General features: G+C 39.2%; 10 protein-coding genes. 2 read left to right on the forward strand and 8 right to left on the reverse strand.

The annotated features are described in order from the left end of the window. Positions 1 to 3: 3 nt before the first annotated feature. The 4 genes from WAA15_RS08365 to WAA15_RS08380 all read right to left on the reverse strand — a co-directional run bounded on the left by WAA15_RS08365 (position 4) and on the right by WAA15_RS08380 (position 8,387). The gene (locus WAA15_RS08365; protein WP_337042273.1) at positions 4 to 1,581 is read right to left on the reverse strand and encodes a glycoside hydrolase family 43 protein; all 1,578 of its coding nucleotides are present in this window, start codon (positions 1,579 to 1,581) and stop codon (positions 4 to 6) included. Continuing rightward, positions 1,578 to 3,257: a glycoside hydrolase family 43 protein gene (locus WAA15_RS08370; RefSeq protein ID WP_337042274.1), complete on the reverse strand. Its 1,680-nt coding sequence runs from the start codon at positions 3,255 to 3,257 to the stop codon at positions 1,578 to 1,580. The genes WAA15_RS08365 and WAA15_RS08370 overlap by 4 nt, the downstream gene beginning before the upstream one ends. A gap of 415 nt (positions 3,258 to 3,672) precedes the next feature. Further along, on the reverse strand, positions 3,673 to 5,220 hold the full coding sequence (locus WAA15_RS08375; protein WP_337042275.1) for a RagB/SusD family nutrient uptake outer membrane protein: 1,548 nt from the start codon (positions 5,218 to 5,220) through the stop codon (positions 3,673 to 3,675). Positions 5,221 to 5,258: 38 nt separating this feature from the next. Further along, positions 5,259 to 8,387 carry a SusC/RagA family TonB-linked outer membrane protein gene (locus WAA15_RS08380; protein WP_337042276.1) on the reverse strand — a complete coding sequence of 1,043 codons (3,129 nt, stop codon included), beginning with the start codon at positions 8,385 to 8,387 and terminating at the stop codon, positions 5,259 to 5,261. A 230-nt stretch (positions 8,388 to 8,617) separates the two neighbouring features. Here WAA15_RS08380 and WAA15_RS08385 point away from each other — a divergent pair, with 230 nt between their 5' ends. Next, positions 8,618 to 11,923, forward strand: a complete 3,306-nt coding sequence (locus WAA15_RS08385; protein WP_337042277.1) for a VCBS repeat-containing protein — start codon at positions 8,618 to 8,620, stop codon at positions 11,921 to 11,923. Positions 11,924 to 12,053: 130 nt separating this feature from the next. Here WAA15_RS08385 and WAA15_RS08390 read toward each other — a convergent pair whose 3' ends face one another. From WAA15_RS08390 to WAA15_RS08400, 3 genes are all read right to left on the reverse strand, one after another. Continuing rightward, positions 12,054 to 12,971 carry a bestrophin family protein gene (locus WAA15_RS08390; RefSeq protein ID WP_337042278.1) on the reverse strand — a complete coding sequence of 306 codons (918 nt, stop codon included), beginning with the start codon at positions 12,969 to 12,971 and terminating at the stop codon, positions 12,054 to 12,056. 69 nt (positions 12,972 to 13,040) lie between these two features. Beyond that, a complete protein-coding gene (locus WAA15_RS08395) occupies positions 13,041 to 13,679 on the reverse strand; it encodes a response regulator transcription factor (RefSeq protein WP_337042279.1) in 639 nt (212 codons plus the stop codon). After that, entirely contained in the window at positions 13,676 to 16,780 is a 3,105-nt protein-coding gene (locus tag WAA15_RS08400; RefSeq protein WP_337042280.1) for a ligand-binding sensor domain-containing protein, read from the reverse strand. The genes WAA15_RS08395 and WAA15_RS08400 overlap by 4 nt, the downstream gene beginning before the upstream one ends. 405 nt (positions 16,781 to 17,185) lie before the next feature. Between WAA15_RS08400 and WAA15_RS08405 the strand changes: the two genes are divergently transcribed. Continuing rightward, positions 17,186 to 17,566: a response regulator gene (locus tag WAA15_RS08405; protein ID WP_337042281.1), complete on the forward strand. Its 381-nt coding sequence runs from the start codon at positions 17,186 to 17,188 to the stop codon at positions 17,564 to 17,566. A gap of 75 nt (positions 17,567 to 17,641) precedes the next feature. On the opposite strand, the gene WAA15_RS08410 is transcribed toward WAA15_RS08405, so the two are convergent. Further along, on the reverse strand, positions 17,642 to 19,828 hold the full coding sequence (locus WAA15_RS08410; protein WP_337042282.1) for a penicillin acylase family protein: 2,187 nt from the start codon (positions 19,826 to 19,828) through the stop codon (positions 17,642 to 17,644). Between the last annotated feature and the right edge of the window lie 55 nt (positions 19,829 to 19,883).

The raw sequence follows: 19,883 nt of genomic DNA on the forward strand, positions 1-19,883 counted from the left end.
AATCTATTTACTTGGTTTTGAGATAGTATCTGTAATTCTGAAATAATCGAAGTCAGCAAAACCACCAATGTTTTTGGTTGCATAGTTGAATAAGGCAAAACGATAACCCATAAAATGAGGAATTGTATAAGGCATTTTCAGGGGTTCTCCGATACCACTCCATGATTGGCCGTCGAGGCTGTAATAAAAATGAGCCAAGTCTGTCCGATTGCTGAAATTGCACTCGGCTTTTAAATAAATAGTTTGTTGTGTAATAGGAATTTTTTCAATTTCGATGGGCTTGCCAGTATTCGCACTCACCATTACGATTGATTTACCCCCATTTTCGATTTTAACTCCTATAAGGCCATAGTTTTTTTGTAATAACCCTAAACCGGCAAAGTCTCCTTCTTTCATATTTGAAAGGTCAAGGGAAATTGACCCCGAAGATTCAGGGCCAATTGTTCTTTGGGTAAGTGTATTTCTGGTTAGTACAAATGACGTATCAATTCTGCCTGTTTTGAGCCGTAAGAATCCTTTACGTTCTGTTACAGACCATAGTGTATTATCTGGGTTATGGTTCCATTGCCACACTAAAGGCAAGGCGGGTTCTGCTTGTTTACGTGTAAATTCATCTGAATGCACAATGCCCGGAATCAACCCCTTACTGGCAGGTAAATCAAGTGTTTCGGGTACTTTGCCGTTTTCGCCCAGCACAGGCCAGCCATCTTCCCACTTTACAGGTACCAGATAAGGAATACGGCCTACCCCACCAAAATCACGAAACAAATAGGCAAACCAACGACCATCGGGTGTGTCAATAAGCCCACCTTGTGCTACGCCTAAATCCTGCAAGGCTACTCTTCCCTCCCAAGGCCCTGTGATTTTATCAGCTCGATGCACAAGTACCGTGCGCATTCCGCCTTTGGGCCATACAATATTGAACAAATAATACTTACCATTTACCTTGAATAGCTGCGAGCCTTCGGCTCCAAGCATAATATTTGTTCCTGCTGGCGCGCTAGCGTTTTCAATGATAGTCTGGTCGAGTCCTCCTTTTTTTATGCCAGATACCTCGGCATTTAATTCAATTATTTTCAGTTTACCATTGCCGTAAATCATGTACACACGGCCATCATCATCAAAAAATAAGGTATGGTCGTGCAGGCTTGGAGCAAAAGAGACAGCTTTCCATGGCCCTTTTTCGATATTTTTTGTGGTATAGATATGTGTTTTACCTGTGGTTTGCGCAAATGTAGTTACATAATAAAGGCCCTTATGGTATTTGATACAACTGGCCCATGAACCACGCCCATAAGTACCTTTTCCGTCTGTAAGGTTTAAAGCTGGAATATTGGCGAGGGTATCGTACACGTAGCCGAGCATTTGCCAGTTAACCAAATCGTTCGATTTCATAATAGGCACGCCCGGGCTCATGTGCATGGTAGTACTACTCATGTAATAATTTTTACCTACCCTAATCATTGACATATCGGGGACATCAGCAAAAATGACAGGATTTTTTGCTTTACCTCCTTGTGCCAGGGCTGTTTGTAGAGCAATTTCGCCAAAAAATATTATTAATACCGCTATTTTTTTCATTTCAACATGGGGTCGTTACCGCTGTACTTCAAAAACTTAAATGAGGCACTATTTGTAGATTTTTCGCCAGACGAAGTTGCATACATGCCATATACACAGCCAATGAAACTGCCTGCCTCTTTGGTACTTAAAAACTTGCCATCCAGTTTTTCTTTCAGTAATTGCCAGTTTTTAGCATCGGTCGAGTAATAAAAACTATATGTTGCCCCTTCTGATTTAATTCTGAAATGAACTCTGGCAGAACCTGACCCAAGTGGCACTTCTGTAAGTAGCTCCATCGACTTTTCTTTGGGCTGGCTTTTAAACAACTGTATTACTTCTTTGCCTTCATTTTTAGATTTTGCTATGAAATAGAAATGTCGTTCGTCCTGAAAAATAACCAAACCTGCTTTCTCACTGGCAGATTCTGGCGTAAAGCTCAGTTCTGTTTCTGCCGTACTGTAAAGATGTTGCTGGCGTTTTCCGACAAATGACGGATTGCCAAATTCTAAAATTGTTTCGGGTTTAAGTTTTAAAGTTAACCCCTGCGCTTTAGATGTTTTGAATGAGGTGCTGTCAACTGTGCGCATAAATAGCAACGAAGGGTCAAGACCTTTATCAAAAGCAAGCGTATACTGGAAATTGCCCGCTTGTGGCAAAGCTCCTTTTGGTTTCATTTCCTTAATATTGGTCTGGTAGCTGTACGCAATAGCTTTTTCGCCATGTTCAATCATAGGCCATTCGTCTTTCCATGTAACAGGAGCTATAAATGTTTCTCGGCCTGTGTTATAATAGTCACCTTCATAAGGGCGTACGGCCAGAAAAATACAATACATTTTACCATCGGGGCCATCAACAAACTGGGCATGGCCAGCCGATGTTATGGGGTCTTTTCTATCGGCAGGCAATTCTCTTTGTGTCAGAATCGGATTGCCTTCATAGGGCACATAAGGCCCCCATACAGATTTACTGCGGAAGATTACTTCAGAATGGTTCACTGATGTGCCACCTTCAGCAGCATATAAATAATACCAGCCAAAGCGTTTCAGAATATGCGGGCCTTCTATCCAGACAGGTTTTTTGGTAATATCTACTCCCCCATTTACCAATTGTTTTTCTTCACCAATCACTTTAAGGTTCTGGTAGTCAAATTCATACATTCTGATAGTTCTATGCCCCGAATATAATGGTTTTCTGTCTGGGGCATCACTATTATAAATAATATAGGCTTTATCGGCTTCTTCATCAAAATAAATTGAGGGGTCAATGCCACGTACTTCTGGAATTTTCACGGGGTTACTCCATGGGCCTGCCGGATTTTTAGCCGTTACTACAAAGTTACCGTCATGGTCTATATCTGTGCAGGTCACATAATATGTTCCTTTGTAGTAACTGATAGCGGGCGCAAAAAGACCACGTGTCATGCGCTCGCCCATAAAGTCAAGCTGTGAGGGGCGGTCTATTACATTTCCGATTTGCTTCCAGTTTTTAAGGTCTTTGCTGTGCATAACTGGCAAACCCGGAAAGTATGAAAACGTTGAGTTTACGATGTAATAATCTGGCCCAACTTTTACGATACTTGGGTCAGGATAAAAACCCGTTAGAATAGGGTTAACTAAAGTTGTTTGTGCATTAGCCACACCAATGGCCAAGCATAAAAGCGTAATGGACAAATATCTGGATATAGTATTTATCATTGCTGATTTTATAGGTTTAGGTTTATACACTAACAAGTTTTTTTGCTTGTTGGCGTATCAGACAAGTTGGTTAAGTTTAAACAATTGGTTTATTATTTTCGACATATTTTTCTGATACTTAAAACTTTTGTTTTGGGTAAAAAAATATGTGTCATTTATACACAAATATAGTTAATATTATATATAGCCCAAATTAATTGTAAGAAAAAAAGAAATAGTTTTAAATTTTCAATCTAAACTCAGTAATGAGCTTACCTAAGTGGCTATAAAACTTTACTCGAAACAACGCTGCATAAGTGTTCAGGGAAGTTTATTTAATGATTACAAGAATGTATCTGGAAGAAAAAATACTATGTTCTGGCAGGATTGCAATAAACATAGGCCGCTTTTCAACGGCCTATGAGTAATATCTGAATTAATAGCCAGGATTCTGGTCTTTCGGGTCAATGTTCGGATTATTGTCTATTTCTGTTTGAGGAAGTGGCAATAATTCGTGTTTATTTACCACAAAATACGAAATTGGCTCTGTGGTTTGTTTTTTATTTTTTCTCCATCTGATAATATCAAAGTTACGAATCTGTTCGGCAGCCAGTTCTACATATCTTTCATGCTGAATTGCTGCAAACACACTTGCTTTTGAGTCACACGGATAGTTTTTGGTTGGGTAAGGCGGCATATTTACTGATGCTCTGGCTCTTACCTGATTCATCAATTGAATAGCTCTGGCCGAGTTTCCAAGTTCATTTTCACATTCGGCTAGCATCAACAAAACGTCTGCATAGCGCATTACTCTCATATTGATACCGCTTGTTGTAAAACCCGAATTTGATTTATAAAGAACCGAGTATTTTCTCCAGCTGATTTTAAATGTTTTACCATCACGTTTTGATGAATTTCCCTGAACATTTTCATCCATCATTACATCAGCTCCATTATTAAATTTATCACCGGCCTTCCAGAAAGACATATCATAACGAGGGTCGTTTTTGGTATCGCCTTTTTCTGTTCTTTCATAGTTATCAATCATTTTGTCAGACGGAATAAGGTTTCTCCAGCCAATAGGTGAGTATTCCTGTGTTCTGATAGTTTCTTCCTGCGCGCTGGTTCCGTCACCGTCGGGGCCACTCCAGTTAAATGCACCGTTAGAAGGGGAAAATACCACCTCAAATATCGATTCTGCATTAAACTCGCCTTCTTCATTGGTAAGGTCAAGGTAGTTATCAACTATTTTATAAAGCCCCGAACTTACAACTTTCTCTAATTCGGTTTTGGCACTGTTATAGTCTCCTAACTGAAGATAAGTACGTGCCATTAGCACCTGCGTAGCTGCTTTGGTGGCTCTTCCGTACTCGCTTGCGGCATACGTAGCAGGCAATAAGCCTTCTGCGGCTTTCAGGTCATCAATTACCTGTTTGTAAACATCCTGCTGGCTTGCTCTTGGTTTTGCTCCTGCAACCGACTTAACGTATTCGGTATAAAGCGGAACTCCACCCCATAAAGTAGCCAGTTCGTAATAGGCCCATGCACGCAAAAATTTCGCTTCGCCGGTTACACGGTTCTTGATATCGTTCGAGAAAGTAACACCTGTTTTATTGGCGCTTTCGAGTACCACATTGGCTCTGTGGATTGTTCTGAACCATCCAGTCCAGACCGAGTTAGCCACCGAATTACCCGGGTCGTTTACCCCAATAAGCAACTGGTTACGAGGCGTTTCAAGCTGCCCACCACCAGTAGCCATTTCATCGCCGCGTAGGTCATGCACAAAGAACCATTCTCTGGCGGCAAGCCCAAACCCTTGTACAGTAGCATATACGGCATTTACCCCTGCAACAAGTTCGTTATCGTTTGTAAAATAAGTCTCAAAAGTTACACCATTCGGATTTACTTTATCCAGCACAGAGTCGTCGCAACTCATAACGGTGGCCAGGCTAAAGAAGCCTGAAAGAAATAATATTTTTTTCATTTCGAAGTCTTTTAAATCTTTTTTTGGCAATTTTTAAATTAAAAACCAAGGTTTAAACCAATCGTAAGCGTGCGTGCTTGTGGATACATACCGTAGTCTACACCATTGGTAAGTAAGTTATTATTTCTGGAAGCAATCTCTGGGTCATAGCCTGTATATTTTGTAATGGTTAACAGGTTTTGGCTTGTCACATAAATTCTTGCTTTAGAAAGCACGTTGTTGGTAAGTCTTGAAATCTTCTCAGTTGGCAAAGTATAGCCAATGGTAAGATTTTTTAATCTCAGGTATGAGCCATCTTCAATAAATCTGTCTGAGGTTCTTGCATTCTGGTTAGGGTCACCACTAACGGCTCTTGGTACATCTGTATTGGTATTGCTTGGTGTCCAGGCATTAAGTACATCGGTAGTTGCATTAAATAATCTTAGCATTCCCTGACCGATAACCTTTGTACCGTTATAGATTTTATTGCCATAAACGCCTTGGAAGAAGATAGCAAAATCGAAATTCTTGAAGGTTCCTGAATAGTTTAAACCATAAGAGAATTTAGGCAGATAGCTACCAAGATAAGTTCTGTCGTTGGCATCAATTTTACCGTCATTGTTCAGGTCTTTGAATTTAATATCACCAGGTTTGGTCATTTCATTCTGATACGGTGTTTTAGAGTCTCCATCAGCAGCATTAGCAGCAGCAATCTCACCTTCGTTCTGGAAGATTTTCTCAACCTGCCAGCCATAGAAAGACTGGAATGGATGGCCAGCTTCTGTACGGGTTATATCAAACCCTCCGAAATCGGCATTATTACCAGCATTGATTGTGGCATTTGGTGTATCCAGACTCAACACTTTGTTTCTTACTAAATCGAAAGTACCCGTAATTGTTGACTTAAAGTCTTTTTTGTTAATATGGTAACCTAACGCTAGCTCAAAACCATTATTTTGCATACTACCTACGTTGGCAAGTGGGCTGTTTGAGTATCCTTCTGAATCTGGCAGAGGAACTCTCAGCAAAAGACCATCTGTTTTACGTGAGTATAGTTCTGTTGAAAGGGTAATTTTGTTATTGAATAACGAAATATCTAACCCGATGTTTTTCATAGTGGTTTCTTCCCAGCTTAAACCTGTATTACCCAGACTATTGAAATATGAGCCTAACTGTGAGGCATTTCCGAACGAGTAATTGGTACTATTGGCCGAAATCAACGGTTGCCAGTCATAATCACCAATTGAGTTATAACCTGTTACCCCTATACTTGCTCTAACTTTTAATTCTGAAACTGCTGTCAGTTCTTTCATGAAGGCTTCTTCGCTGATTCTCCAACCCAACGATACCGAAGGGAAGGTTCCCCATTTTTTGCCGGGAGCAAATTTCGATGAGCCATCGCGACGTACTGAAGCACCTAATAAATATTTGTTGTTGTATTCATAGTTTAAACGGCCAACATACGAAATCAGTGTGTTTTCTGAGCTTGAAGTATTACCATTGATATTAGCAGCACCCTGAATCTCTTTTATGTTATTGTCAGGTCTTTGGCCAGTAAGGTTAATAGATCTGAATCTGGCGTTTTGTCTTTCAATAACTCCCGTAGCGTTAATATAATGTTTGCCAAAGGTTTTGTCAAAAGTTAACTGATTAGTAAAGATTGAAGAGAAATACTGCCCTCTGTTCTGAGAAAGCTCAGCCGTTTGGCGGCTACGGTTTCCATCGTTATAAATAGGTACAAATCCTGTAAAAATTGAACTTGAGTAGTCGCCACCCATAGTAAATTTGTATTTCAGCCAGTTAAATAGCTTTACTTCGGCATATAATGTACCTAACATCTTGAAAGAGCGGTCAATCTGGTCTTTTTGTTCCTGAGCCACAATACGCATAGGGTTTTCGGGGTCAGTTGCATCAAGCCCCTGAGCGGTTGTGCTATAACCACCAAGCTTGGTTGGGTCACTTACAGGCCAGTAAGGCACCATACGCATAATGTTCATTATTAAACTTCTGCCACCTGCATCTCTTTCGGCTATACGTTTATCTGATGATACCATCATGGTCTGGCCGATAGTAATGAATTTTGAAATATTGTGGTCAGAATTTAATCTTATGCTCTGGCGACCATATTCAGTATACGGAAGCACCCCATTCTGCTTGAAGTTTCCTAAAGACAGATAAAATCTTGATTTGTCTGTTCCGCCTGATAAAGACAACTGAGTGTTATAGATAGGTGCACTTCTAAACATTACATCTTGCCAGTCGGTTTGAGTTTGTGCAAAGGTTGTTGAAGCACCATTATAAATGGGCGTATTCATTGCCGAAAAACGGCCAGGGATAGGCTGCCCTGATGCCGTTAATAGGGCTGTTCCGTATTTTATATATTCTTCGCTATTGAGTAGGTCAAGAGTTTTCCATACTGACTGCGTACCTACGTACGAATCAAGATTAACACTTATTTTTCCTGATTTTCCTTTTTTGGTAGTAATGAGTACTACACCGTTAGCCGCACGTGACCCATAAATGGCCGAGGCACTGGCATCTTTCAATACTTCGATTGATTCAATATCGGTTGGCGCAATGGTATTTAACCCTCCTGCCGGAACGCCGTCAATTACATATAATGGGTTAGGGTTCAAACTGATAGAGCCTACGCCTCTGATACGCACCACTGGCTCGGCTCCCGGGCTACTGTTGTTCACAATTGATACCCCAGCCACACGCCCTTGCATGGCTTGTGTAGCACTGATAACAGGCTGGGTAGATAATTCTTTATTTGTAATCGAAGATACTGCCCCTGTAAGCGATGATTTCTTTTGGGTTCCGTATCCAACCACGATAACTTCTTCCATCAAAGCATCATCAACTTCTAAAGAAACGTTTATTTCTTTCTGATTTCTTACTTTAATTTCAAGCGATTTATACCCTAAAAAGCTAAATACTAGGGTTGATTCGCCCGAAGCCGTTAATTCGTAGCGGCCGTTGGCATCGGTTATTGTGCCTTTGGTTTCGCCTTTAATCAAAACGTTCACTCCTTGAAATGCCTCACCATTTTCATTTTTGACTACACCTCTGACCTGTGCCATCAGTGTACCTGCTGAAAATAAAGACAATAAAAAAAACAGCAACAGTCGTATCGACTTGCGTGATAAACCGCGCTGGATGGTCGGTTTGTAATTGTTTACCTTCATTTTTGAAAAGTTAAAATAAATTGTAAGAATAGAACTATTTATTACTTTTTTTTAATAATTTTGATATGTGTCAGATTAACACAAACAATTATGTGTCAAATGTACACATAATAATGTGAAAAAAAACTAAATATGATTTTTTTTTTATTAACTAGTATTATTTTAACAGTAAGCTGAGTTTTTCTTGAAATATTTAATTAAAATCACAGCCTATTTCTATTTTACCTATTATGAAACCTATCCTTATTATTCCAATTTGCCTATTATTTATAGCCGGATGCAAGAAAGATTCCGCAAAACTGTTTGAAAAACTACCTGCTTCCAGTACAGGGGTTGATTTCGTTAATACCCTTAACGCCAACGACTCCTTGAATGCCTTTACCTTTACTAATTTTTATAATGGCGGCGGCGTAGGGGTTGCAGATTTCAATAATGATGGCCTCGAAGATATTTTTCTGACGGGTAATCAGGTCAGTTCCGAACTATATCTCAATAAAGGGCAACTCAGGTTTGAAAAAATTACCACCAAAGCAGGTGTTAACACAGACCGCTGGTGCAACGGTGTTTCGATAGTAGATATTAACAACGACGGTTGGGATGACATTTATGTTTCGGTGGCTTACCATAAATCAATGAGCAAAACACAAAACCTGTTATTTATTAATCAAAAAACAGCCTCTCCAACTTTTAAAGAAGAGGCCGCAGCTTATGGCCTCGACTATGCAGGGTACTCAACCCAAGCAGCTTTTTTTGATTATGACATGGATGGTGACCTCGATATGTTTTTATTGAATACCTCGCCTGACACACAAAATCCCAGTTATCTGAGGCCCTCTATCGATGATGGCTCGCACCCGTCTACCAGTAAATTATTTCAAAACTATGGGCTGGCCAACGGGCATCCGGTTTATAAAGATGTATCGAAAGACGCTGGTATTATTTATGAAGGTCTGGGGCTTGGCGTAGTAGTATCTGATTTCAATAATGATGGCTTACCAGATGTTTACTGCTCGAATGATTTCCTGAGTTCGGATGTACTTTATTTAAATAAAGGTAATGGCAAATTTGAAAATGTGATAAAAACAGCCACCCGCCACACCGCTTTGTCGGGTATGGGCATTGATGCCGCCGATATGAATCAGGATGGGAAAATAGATATTTTTCAACTGGATATGCTACCCGAAGAAAATGCAAGACAAAAACAAATGCTTGGGAAACCCGATTATGATAAAAAGGAAATGAGTATTCATGCACCATATAACTACCAATTACAGTATATGCGAAATATGCTGCAAGTGAATGTTGGCAATGATAACGGTATCCCTCAATTCAGTGAAAATGGCCTGCTGGCTGGTGTGGCTAAAACCGACTGGAGTTGGTCTACCCTGCTTTGTGATTTAGATAACGACAGGCTGAAAGACATTTTTGTATCGAATGGTTACCGGAAAAACGTAACTGACCTTGATTTTATCAATTATTACCGTAACAAAGATATGTTTGGCTCTGATAAATCAAGGGCAGAAAATCGTAGGAATTTAATGGAAAAAGTGCCGGAAATTCCGTTGAAAAATTATGCTTATCGCAATAAAAATAATCTTGAATTTGAAGATGTATCCGAAAAATGGGGTGTAAATGAACTTTCGTACGCCAATGGTGCTGCCTATGCCGACCTTGATAATGATGGTGACCTCGACCTTATTATTAATAACATTGATAGCGAAGCCTCTGTTTTTAAAAATTCTTCAGAAACCCAAACCAAAAACCATAGCTTAAAAGTAAATTTTGAAGGTAGTACCAGCAACAAAGCTGGTTTGGGTGCTAAAATAAGTGCATGGGTAGGCAGCGAATCTCTTGTTTTTGAAAATTACCCTGCCAGAGGTTATCTTTCATCGATGCCTGATGAAATTTTAATTGGCATGGGGCAATCGCCCAAAATTGATTCGCTGATTGTAACATGGCCCGACGGTAAAATCGAGAAAAAATATAGCATTGATAGCCTAACCCATCATTTAACGCTGAAATACTCAGACGCTAACGAAAAAAATGAGCCTGAAAATATGCCTGATAAACTTTTTCAGGCCATTAACGGAACCCTTGATTTTGAACATAAGGAGGCTTACTTTGTTGATTTTAACCAGACGGCTTCATTACATAAGATGCTTTCGAAAGGAAGCCCAGCGGTAGCACAGGCCGATATTAATGCCGACGGGCTTGATGACCTTGCCATTGGAGGGTCGCTGTTGGGCAATGAAACACAGATTTTTATTCAGGAAAAAACAGGCAGGTTCAGAAAAGTGCAAGAGATTGCTACAAGCAAAAATATGGAAGTAGGTGCCATCCATTTTTTTGATGCCGACCAAGATGGCGACCAAGATTTGATTTTTGCTGGCGGAAGTTGCGAGCGGTCTTTAGATGTACCAGAGGCTTTTCAGCCACAACTATGGCTAAACGACGGCAAAGGTCATTTCAAACCTGCAACCAACTTTCCGACACTAAATGTTAGTAGCCAAGTTATTGTAAGTATCGATATTGATAACGATAATGACCTTGATATTTTCATAGGTGGGCGTATTTTACCTAACCAATATCCGTTTGAACCTCGGAGCTATCTTCTCAGGAATGACCACGGTAATTTTACTGATGTTAGTGCTCAGGTAGCACCTTTTCTTCAAAAAACCGGTATGGTTTGCGATGCCGCAGCAACAGATATTAATAAAGATGGGTATCAGGAATTGGTATTGGTCGGAGAATGGATGCCTCTTATCATTATTAAAAACAACAAAGGCAAGTTAAGCCTATATCAAGAATCACATACAGAAGGTTGGTGGAATACTATTCAAACAACCGATATTAATAAAGATGGCTACCCCGACCTTGTGCTTGGCAACGAAGGTTTAAACTCTTTTTATAAAGCTACACTGCAACAACCAATTGTTATGTTAGCCAAAGATTTTGATAACAATAACAGAATAGACCCTATTATGGGGCAGTATATTCAAAAGCAATTGGTGCCTGTGCTCCCCCGCGAAAACCTGAATTTACAAATCAATACTTTCCGCAAAAGATTCACCAATTTCAAAGATTACTCAACTGTGCTGTTTGATGAACTTTTTAGTGATGCTGATAAAAAAGGGGCTATGAGAAAAGAAGCGTACGAACTAAGAAGTTGTCTAGCCCTTAACGATGGCAAGGGAGGGTTTCAGCTTACACCGCTACCGTGGCAAGCGCAACAGTCGCCTGTTTTCTCTATAATACCGGAAGACTATAACCATGACGGAAACATGGATTTACTTTTAGGGGGTAATTTTTTTGCAAACGAAGCACATCAGGGCAGGCAGGATGCCTCGAGAGGAGTTTTGTTACTTGGGAATGGAAAAGGAAACTTCAAATCGATGAGTTTTGAAGAAAGCGGACTAAATTTTACCGGAGATACACGCAAGTGTCTGTTCTTCAAAAACAGTGGCATAATTGAGGTTTTTTCTAACTCTGGCAAGGTGCAAGCCTATCAAATGATAAATCGGGTAAGTAAATTATAAAACCCCTATTCAAATATTACCATAATGTATAATTATTTCATGTTGATAAACTAAGCTTTCTTTTTTTATCAACATGAAATTTTATCTATTAATACAAGCGTATTCGGATAACGCAGCTTTATTAACCTTATTAGTCAATAATCTGTCTGCCTGATTCCTGAATACTAACCGCATGAATGCCTATCATTTCTAACAATGTTGTTTCTATCTTCTGGCACATACTATTAAGCGCAAGGTCGTTTGCTTCCACCCCGAATGGCTCCTCAATTTCGTCGGCTATTGCTTCAAAGGCTACAAAAGTGTAAGCAATAAAAACTACGATAAATGGTGTAAGCCACAACAGGCTATCAACCAGCCCAAACGGTAATAAAAAACAGTATATATAAACAGTACGATGTAATAAAACCTGATAGCTATACGGAATCGGCGTCGATATAATTCTTTCACATCCACCAACAACGTCGGTTAATTTATTTAGGTTTTCTTCAAACTGCAATTGCTGAATAGAATCTATCTTATGCTCGGCCTTTGCCTTTTGAACCCACTCAGACAAAAGGCTGATAAGTATAATTGGCTTATATTGTGTGTCGGCCAATACTTCTAATTGCTTTTGGGTAAGATGGTTTTCCAAGTCTGCCTGTGGGTCTGTGCCTCTTAACTGATGCTTTAGCGCATAGGCTAACGAATTAAGCAGCTGCACAAATTCTATTAGCTCAGGATTACCTGTTTTGAGGTTAACAAGGCTTATGGCTTGCCTAGTTAACGAACGGGCATGATTGAGCAAAGCCCCCCAGAGTTTACGGCCTTCACTAAAACGCTCATAACTTGCATTGTTACGAAACCCCAGAAAAAGTGCCAACACAAAACCAAACAAAGCAAATGGCGTTGAATTGAGTGGCACTTTAAACGAGAAGATGTACCCGTGCAGGTATACAACTGCTAAAGATAAAACGAATAATAAACCTAGCCGTGGCAGTAATTGTGGCAATACCGAGCCGTGCCACACAAAAAGCATCTTAAACCAGTGTTCTTTTTTTCTTATAATCATACAGGGTGGTCTGGTTAATTTACTGTAAATTTAAAAAGAAAAAGTAAGGCTTAAAAAGTTGTAAAGAGTCTATATGAGTTTTTCTTTCATTGCTTTTTCAATGGCCTCGGCTTTTGAATGAACCTCCAGTTTCCAGTAGATATTTTTGATGTGGGTTCTTACGGTTTCCTTATCAATAAATAAACCTTCGGCTATATTAGAATAACTTTTTCCTCTTGATAATAACTCAAGTACTTCTGTTTCTCTCGAAGAAAGCGGCGAATTATGGTTTTTCTGAAAAGAGGCAACCACCAATCGGGCAATATTAGTACTCATGGGTGCTCCGCCATTCATTATTTCCCTGATGGCTTCAACAAGCCGTTGAGAGGGCATATTTTTGGTAAGGTACCCTCCTGCCCCAGCACATAATGCTTTAAACACTAAATCATCGTTTTCATAGACCGTCACTACCATAATCTGTGCATGAGGATATAACTTTTTTGTACGCTCAATGCCTTCAATTCCGTTCATACCGGGCAGTTCGATATCCATCAAGACTACATTAGGCTTATCGTTCTGAACATTCTTCAGGAAATCTTCACAATTATTATAAGCACTTACTACTTTGAAGCCCTGATTTTCGTTCAGAAGCGTTACAAATCCCTCTCGAATAATATTATCATCTTCTACCAGGCAGATTTTGATAAGGTTTGTATTTTGGTAGCTCATATTTTTATTTTGTCGATGATTAATTTCACGGTTGTTCCTTCATTGTTTTTTGAGATAATCTCTACTAATGCTCCAATTTTTTCTGCACGGCTTCTGATATTACCCAATCCGTTGCCATTGTTAGGTTTATTAGCCTGAATACCAATGCCGTTATCCTGCCAACAGATATAGAGTTTTTTGCCATCAATCCTGAAATTAAGTTTTACTTCGGTTGCATTGGCATGTTTCAGGGTATTCATGATTGCTTCTTTGAACAGCATTACCAGATGCCTACTAGCCCCCATAGGCAATTTAATATTGGCAAAAGTCTCCGAAATACCCTCACAAATAAATCGCATATCTCTGTTGTCCAGAATTTCGTCACAAAAATCTTTAATTCTGATGGCAATCTCAAACATATTATCGTGTTCAGGATTAATAGCCCAGATAAAATCTTTGGTTCCTTGATACAACCTACTGGCGTTATCTCCGATTTTTGACAAAAGCACCAATGCTTCTTCGCTTTCGGCTTTTTTCAGTTTGTTTTTAATTAACTCCGTTAGCAGCGAAATCCGCGTTAATGAATTTCCGAACTCGTCGTGCATATCTTGTGCTGCAATTTTGCGTACACGTTCGTTTTCTTCCAGTTTTACCCGTTCTATTTCCAGAATACGATTCACCCTACTCCGATAAATAGTCATGATTATTGTACCTAATACAAATGCTGAAAGCAGGTAAAACCACCATTTTTGCCAGAAAGGCGGTGCTATCGAAATCGGAATAGCTAAAATGTCTTTTTCGTTCCAGAAACCCTGATTATTGGCACTTTTAATTTTGAGTAGATAGTTGCCAGCCCTTAAATTAGTAAAGTTAATATAACGGCGTGTGCCATAATATACCCAGTCTTTATCAAAGTTTTCGAGTTTGTAGGCAATCTGGTTTTTTTCGGGGTTCGTATAATCGAGCGAAGCAAAACGAAAGGCGAAAAAATTCTCATCATAATTCAGATGTATTTTACCATCTTTCATTAGTAAGCTATCCAGATTCTGCTCTTTTTCAAACTTCATAAACGAGGTAATTACAGTCTTGGGCAAGTGCTTGTTACTGGTCATGTGCAAAGGATGAAAACTAACCATTACACCCAAGCCACCAAAGAATATTTCTCCGCTTTTAGTTTGAAAATACGCCCCTGAATTAAATTCCCGATTAGACAGCCCATCGTCAGATGAATAGTTCTGAAAGGTTTTATGGGCTGGGTCAAAACACGAAATCCCATTATTGGTACTCATCCAGATTCTTCCTTTGTCGTCAGCCAGCGTAGCATAAACAAAGCTATTGGGCAGCCCGTCTTTTTCGGTATAATGCACAAAACTTTCCTTCCCGTTCTCGATAACCAGTTTACTGAGTCCTTTGGGGCTTCCTACCCAAAGTTGCCCGTTTTTATCGTAGAGTATCGACAATATCAGGTCGTTAATCAGGCTTTTAGGCTGATTGGGGTCACTTTTATAAGTTTTAAAAGTTTCGGTTTTCAGGTTAAATTTCACTAAGCCATTGTAAGTACCAATCCATAAGTTGCCCTTGTTATCTTCTTCCAGCGCAGCTACCGAAAGCATATCTCCTTCGGGTGTTTTATCGAAAGTCCTGACAGTTTTACCCTTTATGTTCATTAAATAGCCTCCGGTTCCTATCCATAAAGAATGATTTTTATCTTCCAGAAACTTCATTACGGCGGGTTCTCGGTCTTTTATTTTCGGAATAGGAAATTTATAAAACTTGTCGGCTGTTCTGTTATACCTAAATATTCCTTCATTGCTACCCACCCAAAGGTTTTTCTCGGAATCTTCAAAAATTGCCTGATGGGCATTCAGTCGATTATTAATATTACTGAAAAGATATTTCTTATGCTTGTTACTATGTGCATTTATCCTGAAAAGGCCCTCATAGGTGCCTACCCATACATCGCCAAAGCTATCTTTACATATTCCGAAAACCGAAGTTGCTGCGCTCGAATTTTCTTTGGCAAGAATTTTATCCCACTGCTTAAAGCTATTTTTTGAATGACTGAACACATGCACACCTGCTTCGCGGGTACCAATCCAGATAATGTCTTCGTTGGCTTCCTTCCCTTCATAAATTGAAAAGATTGTACTGCTTTTCAAGCCTTTTTTACTAAGTGCATCCTCTGTAATGTGTTCGATGAGTTCAAGTTTTTTACCTTGCAACTGATAACGAAATACCCCTCTGGCAATAGTACCAAGCCATAGAGTGCCAAACCTATCTACAATTACTGACGAAATAAAAGCATTGGTTTCTGCCAATTGTTCTGAAAAATCGGAGAGTTCAGAAGTATTTAGGTTGAGCCTGAACAGTTTTTCCTGTGCGGCTATCCAGAGGTTATTCTGGGCATCACAAAAAATTCTTTGTATCGGAAAATTCAGTTTTTTATAAAACTCTTGTGCAGAATTTTTAACGTGTGTAAAAGTTACGTCCTGCTGTTCGGGTTGCTTGGATGTATCTTTGATAACAATTTTACTCAAACCGTATCGGGTAGTAATCCATAGGTTTCCTTTTTTATCTTTCACTATGTATCCTGCACCATAACTTGGCAAACCATTAATATTGGTCGAATCGTACTTAAAATGAATAGCCTTATAAGTGTTGCCTTTGGGTATTAAACGCCAGAGACCATCATAAGTAGTAACCCATATTGTTTTCTGCTGGTCTTCTGCTATGCCTGTAACTATATAGGTGTAGTCGGGTTTGTTTTTTCCGAACAAGTCGGTATAACGCTCAAAGTCTTTAGAAACCTTGTTAAAACTGTTCAGCCCGTGTTTTGTACCAACCCATATTTTTTGTTTTGAGTCTTCATATAAGAAGGTAACGTCGTCGCTTGAAAGTGTATTTTTTTCAAAAGGATTGTTATAAAAATGTTGTATCTGGGAGCCGTCGTAGCGGTTAAGGCCGTTTTGCGTACCAAACCATATATAGCCCTCTTTGTCTTGCAGAATTGTACGAACCTCACTTTGGCTTAGTCCTTCTTTTAAACCTATCTGGTCTAGGGTCGGAATAGCCATTAATCGGAAACTGAGCAAAAACCCAATAATAAACAGTCGTGATAACATAAGCCAGAATTGAACTGCTAATTTACGAATTTAATAATTTTCGGAATGTCACCCAATATGGGGGTATTTAGGTTATAGTTATTTTAAACAAATCTTGGCTGATTGTTCATTGCTTTCTGAATTAATTAGTTTTCCAGTAATCATTTTGAACAAGTGCTTAAGGTGTAATAATTATCATGACCGATTCGTTAAAAGCTAGTTTTATGAAGAATTAACGAATAAAAGGTTGTAATAATCATTAAATATTGTTCGAATCCGTTAATTTTGTATTAGAAATCAAGTTCAATCAAAAATCGTATTATTTCATTTACCTACGTAGTACTAACACTATTATATATTTAGTTCGGAAATATGAAATGTTGTTGCTGAGTAGCACTAATAAAACAAGCTTAATTTACTTATCGAATGATTTTTAACAACATTTTATTAATTGACGATGACGATGATGACCAGGAAATATTTATGACTGCTATTCAGCAGATTTCCTCTTCTGTTAAATATCATTATATTAATTCAGCCAGAGAAGCATTAGAGAAACTAGCCTCAGGAGAAGTAAAACCTGAAGTGATTTTTCTTGACCTTAATATGCCGCTTATGACTGGGCAAGAGTTTTTGAGTTATATTAAAAAACAAGAAAAACTTTTGCAGATACCCATTATTATCTTTACGACCTCGGCCGACCCCGCCACAATACGTCTGACAAAACAACTCGGGGCTTATGATTTCATTACTAAACCAAGCGATTTCAATGAATTGATAAATTTGCTTAAACCACTAATTATTTAAAGGGGTGTTAACTATTAAAAACAAGTAAGGGCTTTTCTCAACTAGAAAAGCCCTTACTTGTTTAAAGCACCTGTGTTATTGACCCGGATGATATGTTTTTTCAGCGTTCTTTAACACATCTTCTTTATAAAATAGTACATCCTTAAACTGGCCTTTAGTATACATTTCGGCTTGGTCTTTAAAGTGTTTTGAGGCGGGGTCGCCGCTTTCTCCACCAGCTAACAACGATTTAGCCTTAATGCGTGGCCCAAACTCAACGGCACAAATAAAACTATTACCGCTCACACCATATCTTTTTTTAGTATTCGGGTATGTACGGCTATTGTATGATGGCAGCATTCCCCAAAGTGCCGAAGCGTATCCCATCGGAATACTTTCTTGTGCATCATCATATTTGCCTTGAATCTCTCCGCTTATGCGTTGAAAACGGTTAATTTCGCCCCAAGGCTTTTGCCATGTACCAAACTTGTTTTTTAGTTCTTTTATGGTTTGAACCAACGGACTGAGCAACTGCGCTGGAGTGGCCACTTCGGCAAATTTTTTTGTTCGTGTTACTTGGTCGGCTTCACCTTCATCAATATAAATTTTTTGTATTTCACCACCTAATTTCTGCGCCCATTCAATGGCCAACGTAGTAGGAACCGAGCTTTCGGAGGTACGATAATCCCAGTTTTTAAGCACCACAACAGGCTCAGCTAAAATAACATAGAGGGAATCTTGGGTTGAAACATTTTTCTCGAAAGATTTTACCAATGCAGGCACTAATACTTCAAAAGCTGACAAATAGTTATCATAGCCCGCCGCTATGAGTTTATCAACAGTAAGGTCTTTGGTATTTTCTAAAACTCTGGCGGCGTTTACACCCCTGAAATTCTCTCCGTCAGGTGCCATGTAAGCGGGGTAATTCTCTTTTTTAGGACTGTTTATTCCGGCTACGGTAAAAGGTGTAGAATTACAGTTTTGTAACCAGCCATTTACCGGATTATACGAATGTACTGTTTCGTCAACTGTGTGTAAGCCTTTCCATTCGGTGGCACTTGTAGTGCCATCTACTGGTTTCGACCAATTAAGTTTTTTATCTCTTACCGGAATATAATTACCATGCCAGTAAGCAATGTTTCCTTTGTTATCGGCAAAAACGGTATTGTTCGAGGTGTTAGCTTTCAGGTCCATCACTTTCTTGAAGTCGTCGAAACCTTTTGCTTTAGTACGTTTCCAGCTTTGTATAAGGCTTACCATAGAACGATTAAAAGATTTCAGGCTCATCCATTTATCGTCTCTTTTGGCTACTACGGGGCCGTGGTGTGTAAAATAGGTAGTAAAAACTTTGGTTTGTAACTGCCCACCCTGTAAAAACCGAACTGCAATTTTCTTTTCTTTTACGGGCTTTAGTTGTTTATCATATTCATAAAAAAGTTTATCACCTTTTTTTACAATTTTTTCAGCGTATAAATCGGCTACATCTACGGCACTTGAGGTGTGCATCCAGCCACAATAAGGGTTAAAACCCTGATAAACAAAGAATTGCCCCCAAGTAACGGCTCCGTAAGCATTCAGCCCTTCTTGGCTTACAACCTGTACCTCTGGCCTAAAATAGAACGTTACATGCGGATTAATATAAAGCATGGCATTACCCGAGGCCGTTCTGGACGGCGAAACCGCAAAGCCATTTGAGCCTGTCTGCATTTCAGGGTCTTTGGGGGCATCGGTATAGGTTACTTTATCGCCCGAATAAAAGTTCTTTAATTCGCTTATGGTGGCATCGGCCGTACTGATAGCCCCTATACTGCCATCTGTCCATAACAGCGGAAACCACGGTTTAAAACGAGTAATGAGCGCAGGTTTTACTTCTGGATGCTTATATAAATAATAATTAATACCATCGGCATAAGCATTCAGCAATTTCTTTAGCCACGGCTCTGCTTTGTTGTAATCTGCTATGGCTTCGGTGGTATCAATAAGCAAGCGTATCTGCAAATCGTTGTAGAGTTCTGCCTCTCCTTTTATTTCTGCCATACGTCCTAGTTTTTCGATATAATTCATTTCTACACGTTTGAAATCATCTTCACATTGCGCGTACAATAAACCAAAAACGGTATTGGCATCGGTTTTACCATAAATGTGCGGAATCCCCCAGTTATCACGGATAATGGTTACCTGTTGGGCTTGTTGCTCAAAGCGATTTACTTCGGTAGCAGAAAATTTCTGAGAAAATAACGGAATCGAGGTTGATACTAATAACAAGAATACCAGACTCTTCATATACTTTAGTAGTTTGTTTAGATGATTGTATTTTGCTTCACAAAGTACATAAATA

Source organism: Emticicia sp. 17c (genome assembly GCF_037153985.1).
Taxonomy (GTDB): domain Bacteria; phylum Bacteroidota; class Bacteroidia; order Cytophagales; family Spirosomataceae; genus Emticicia.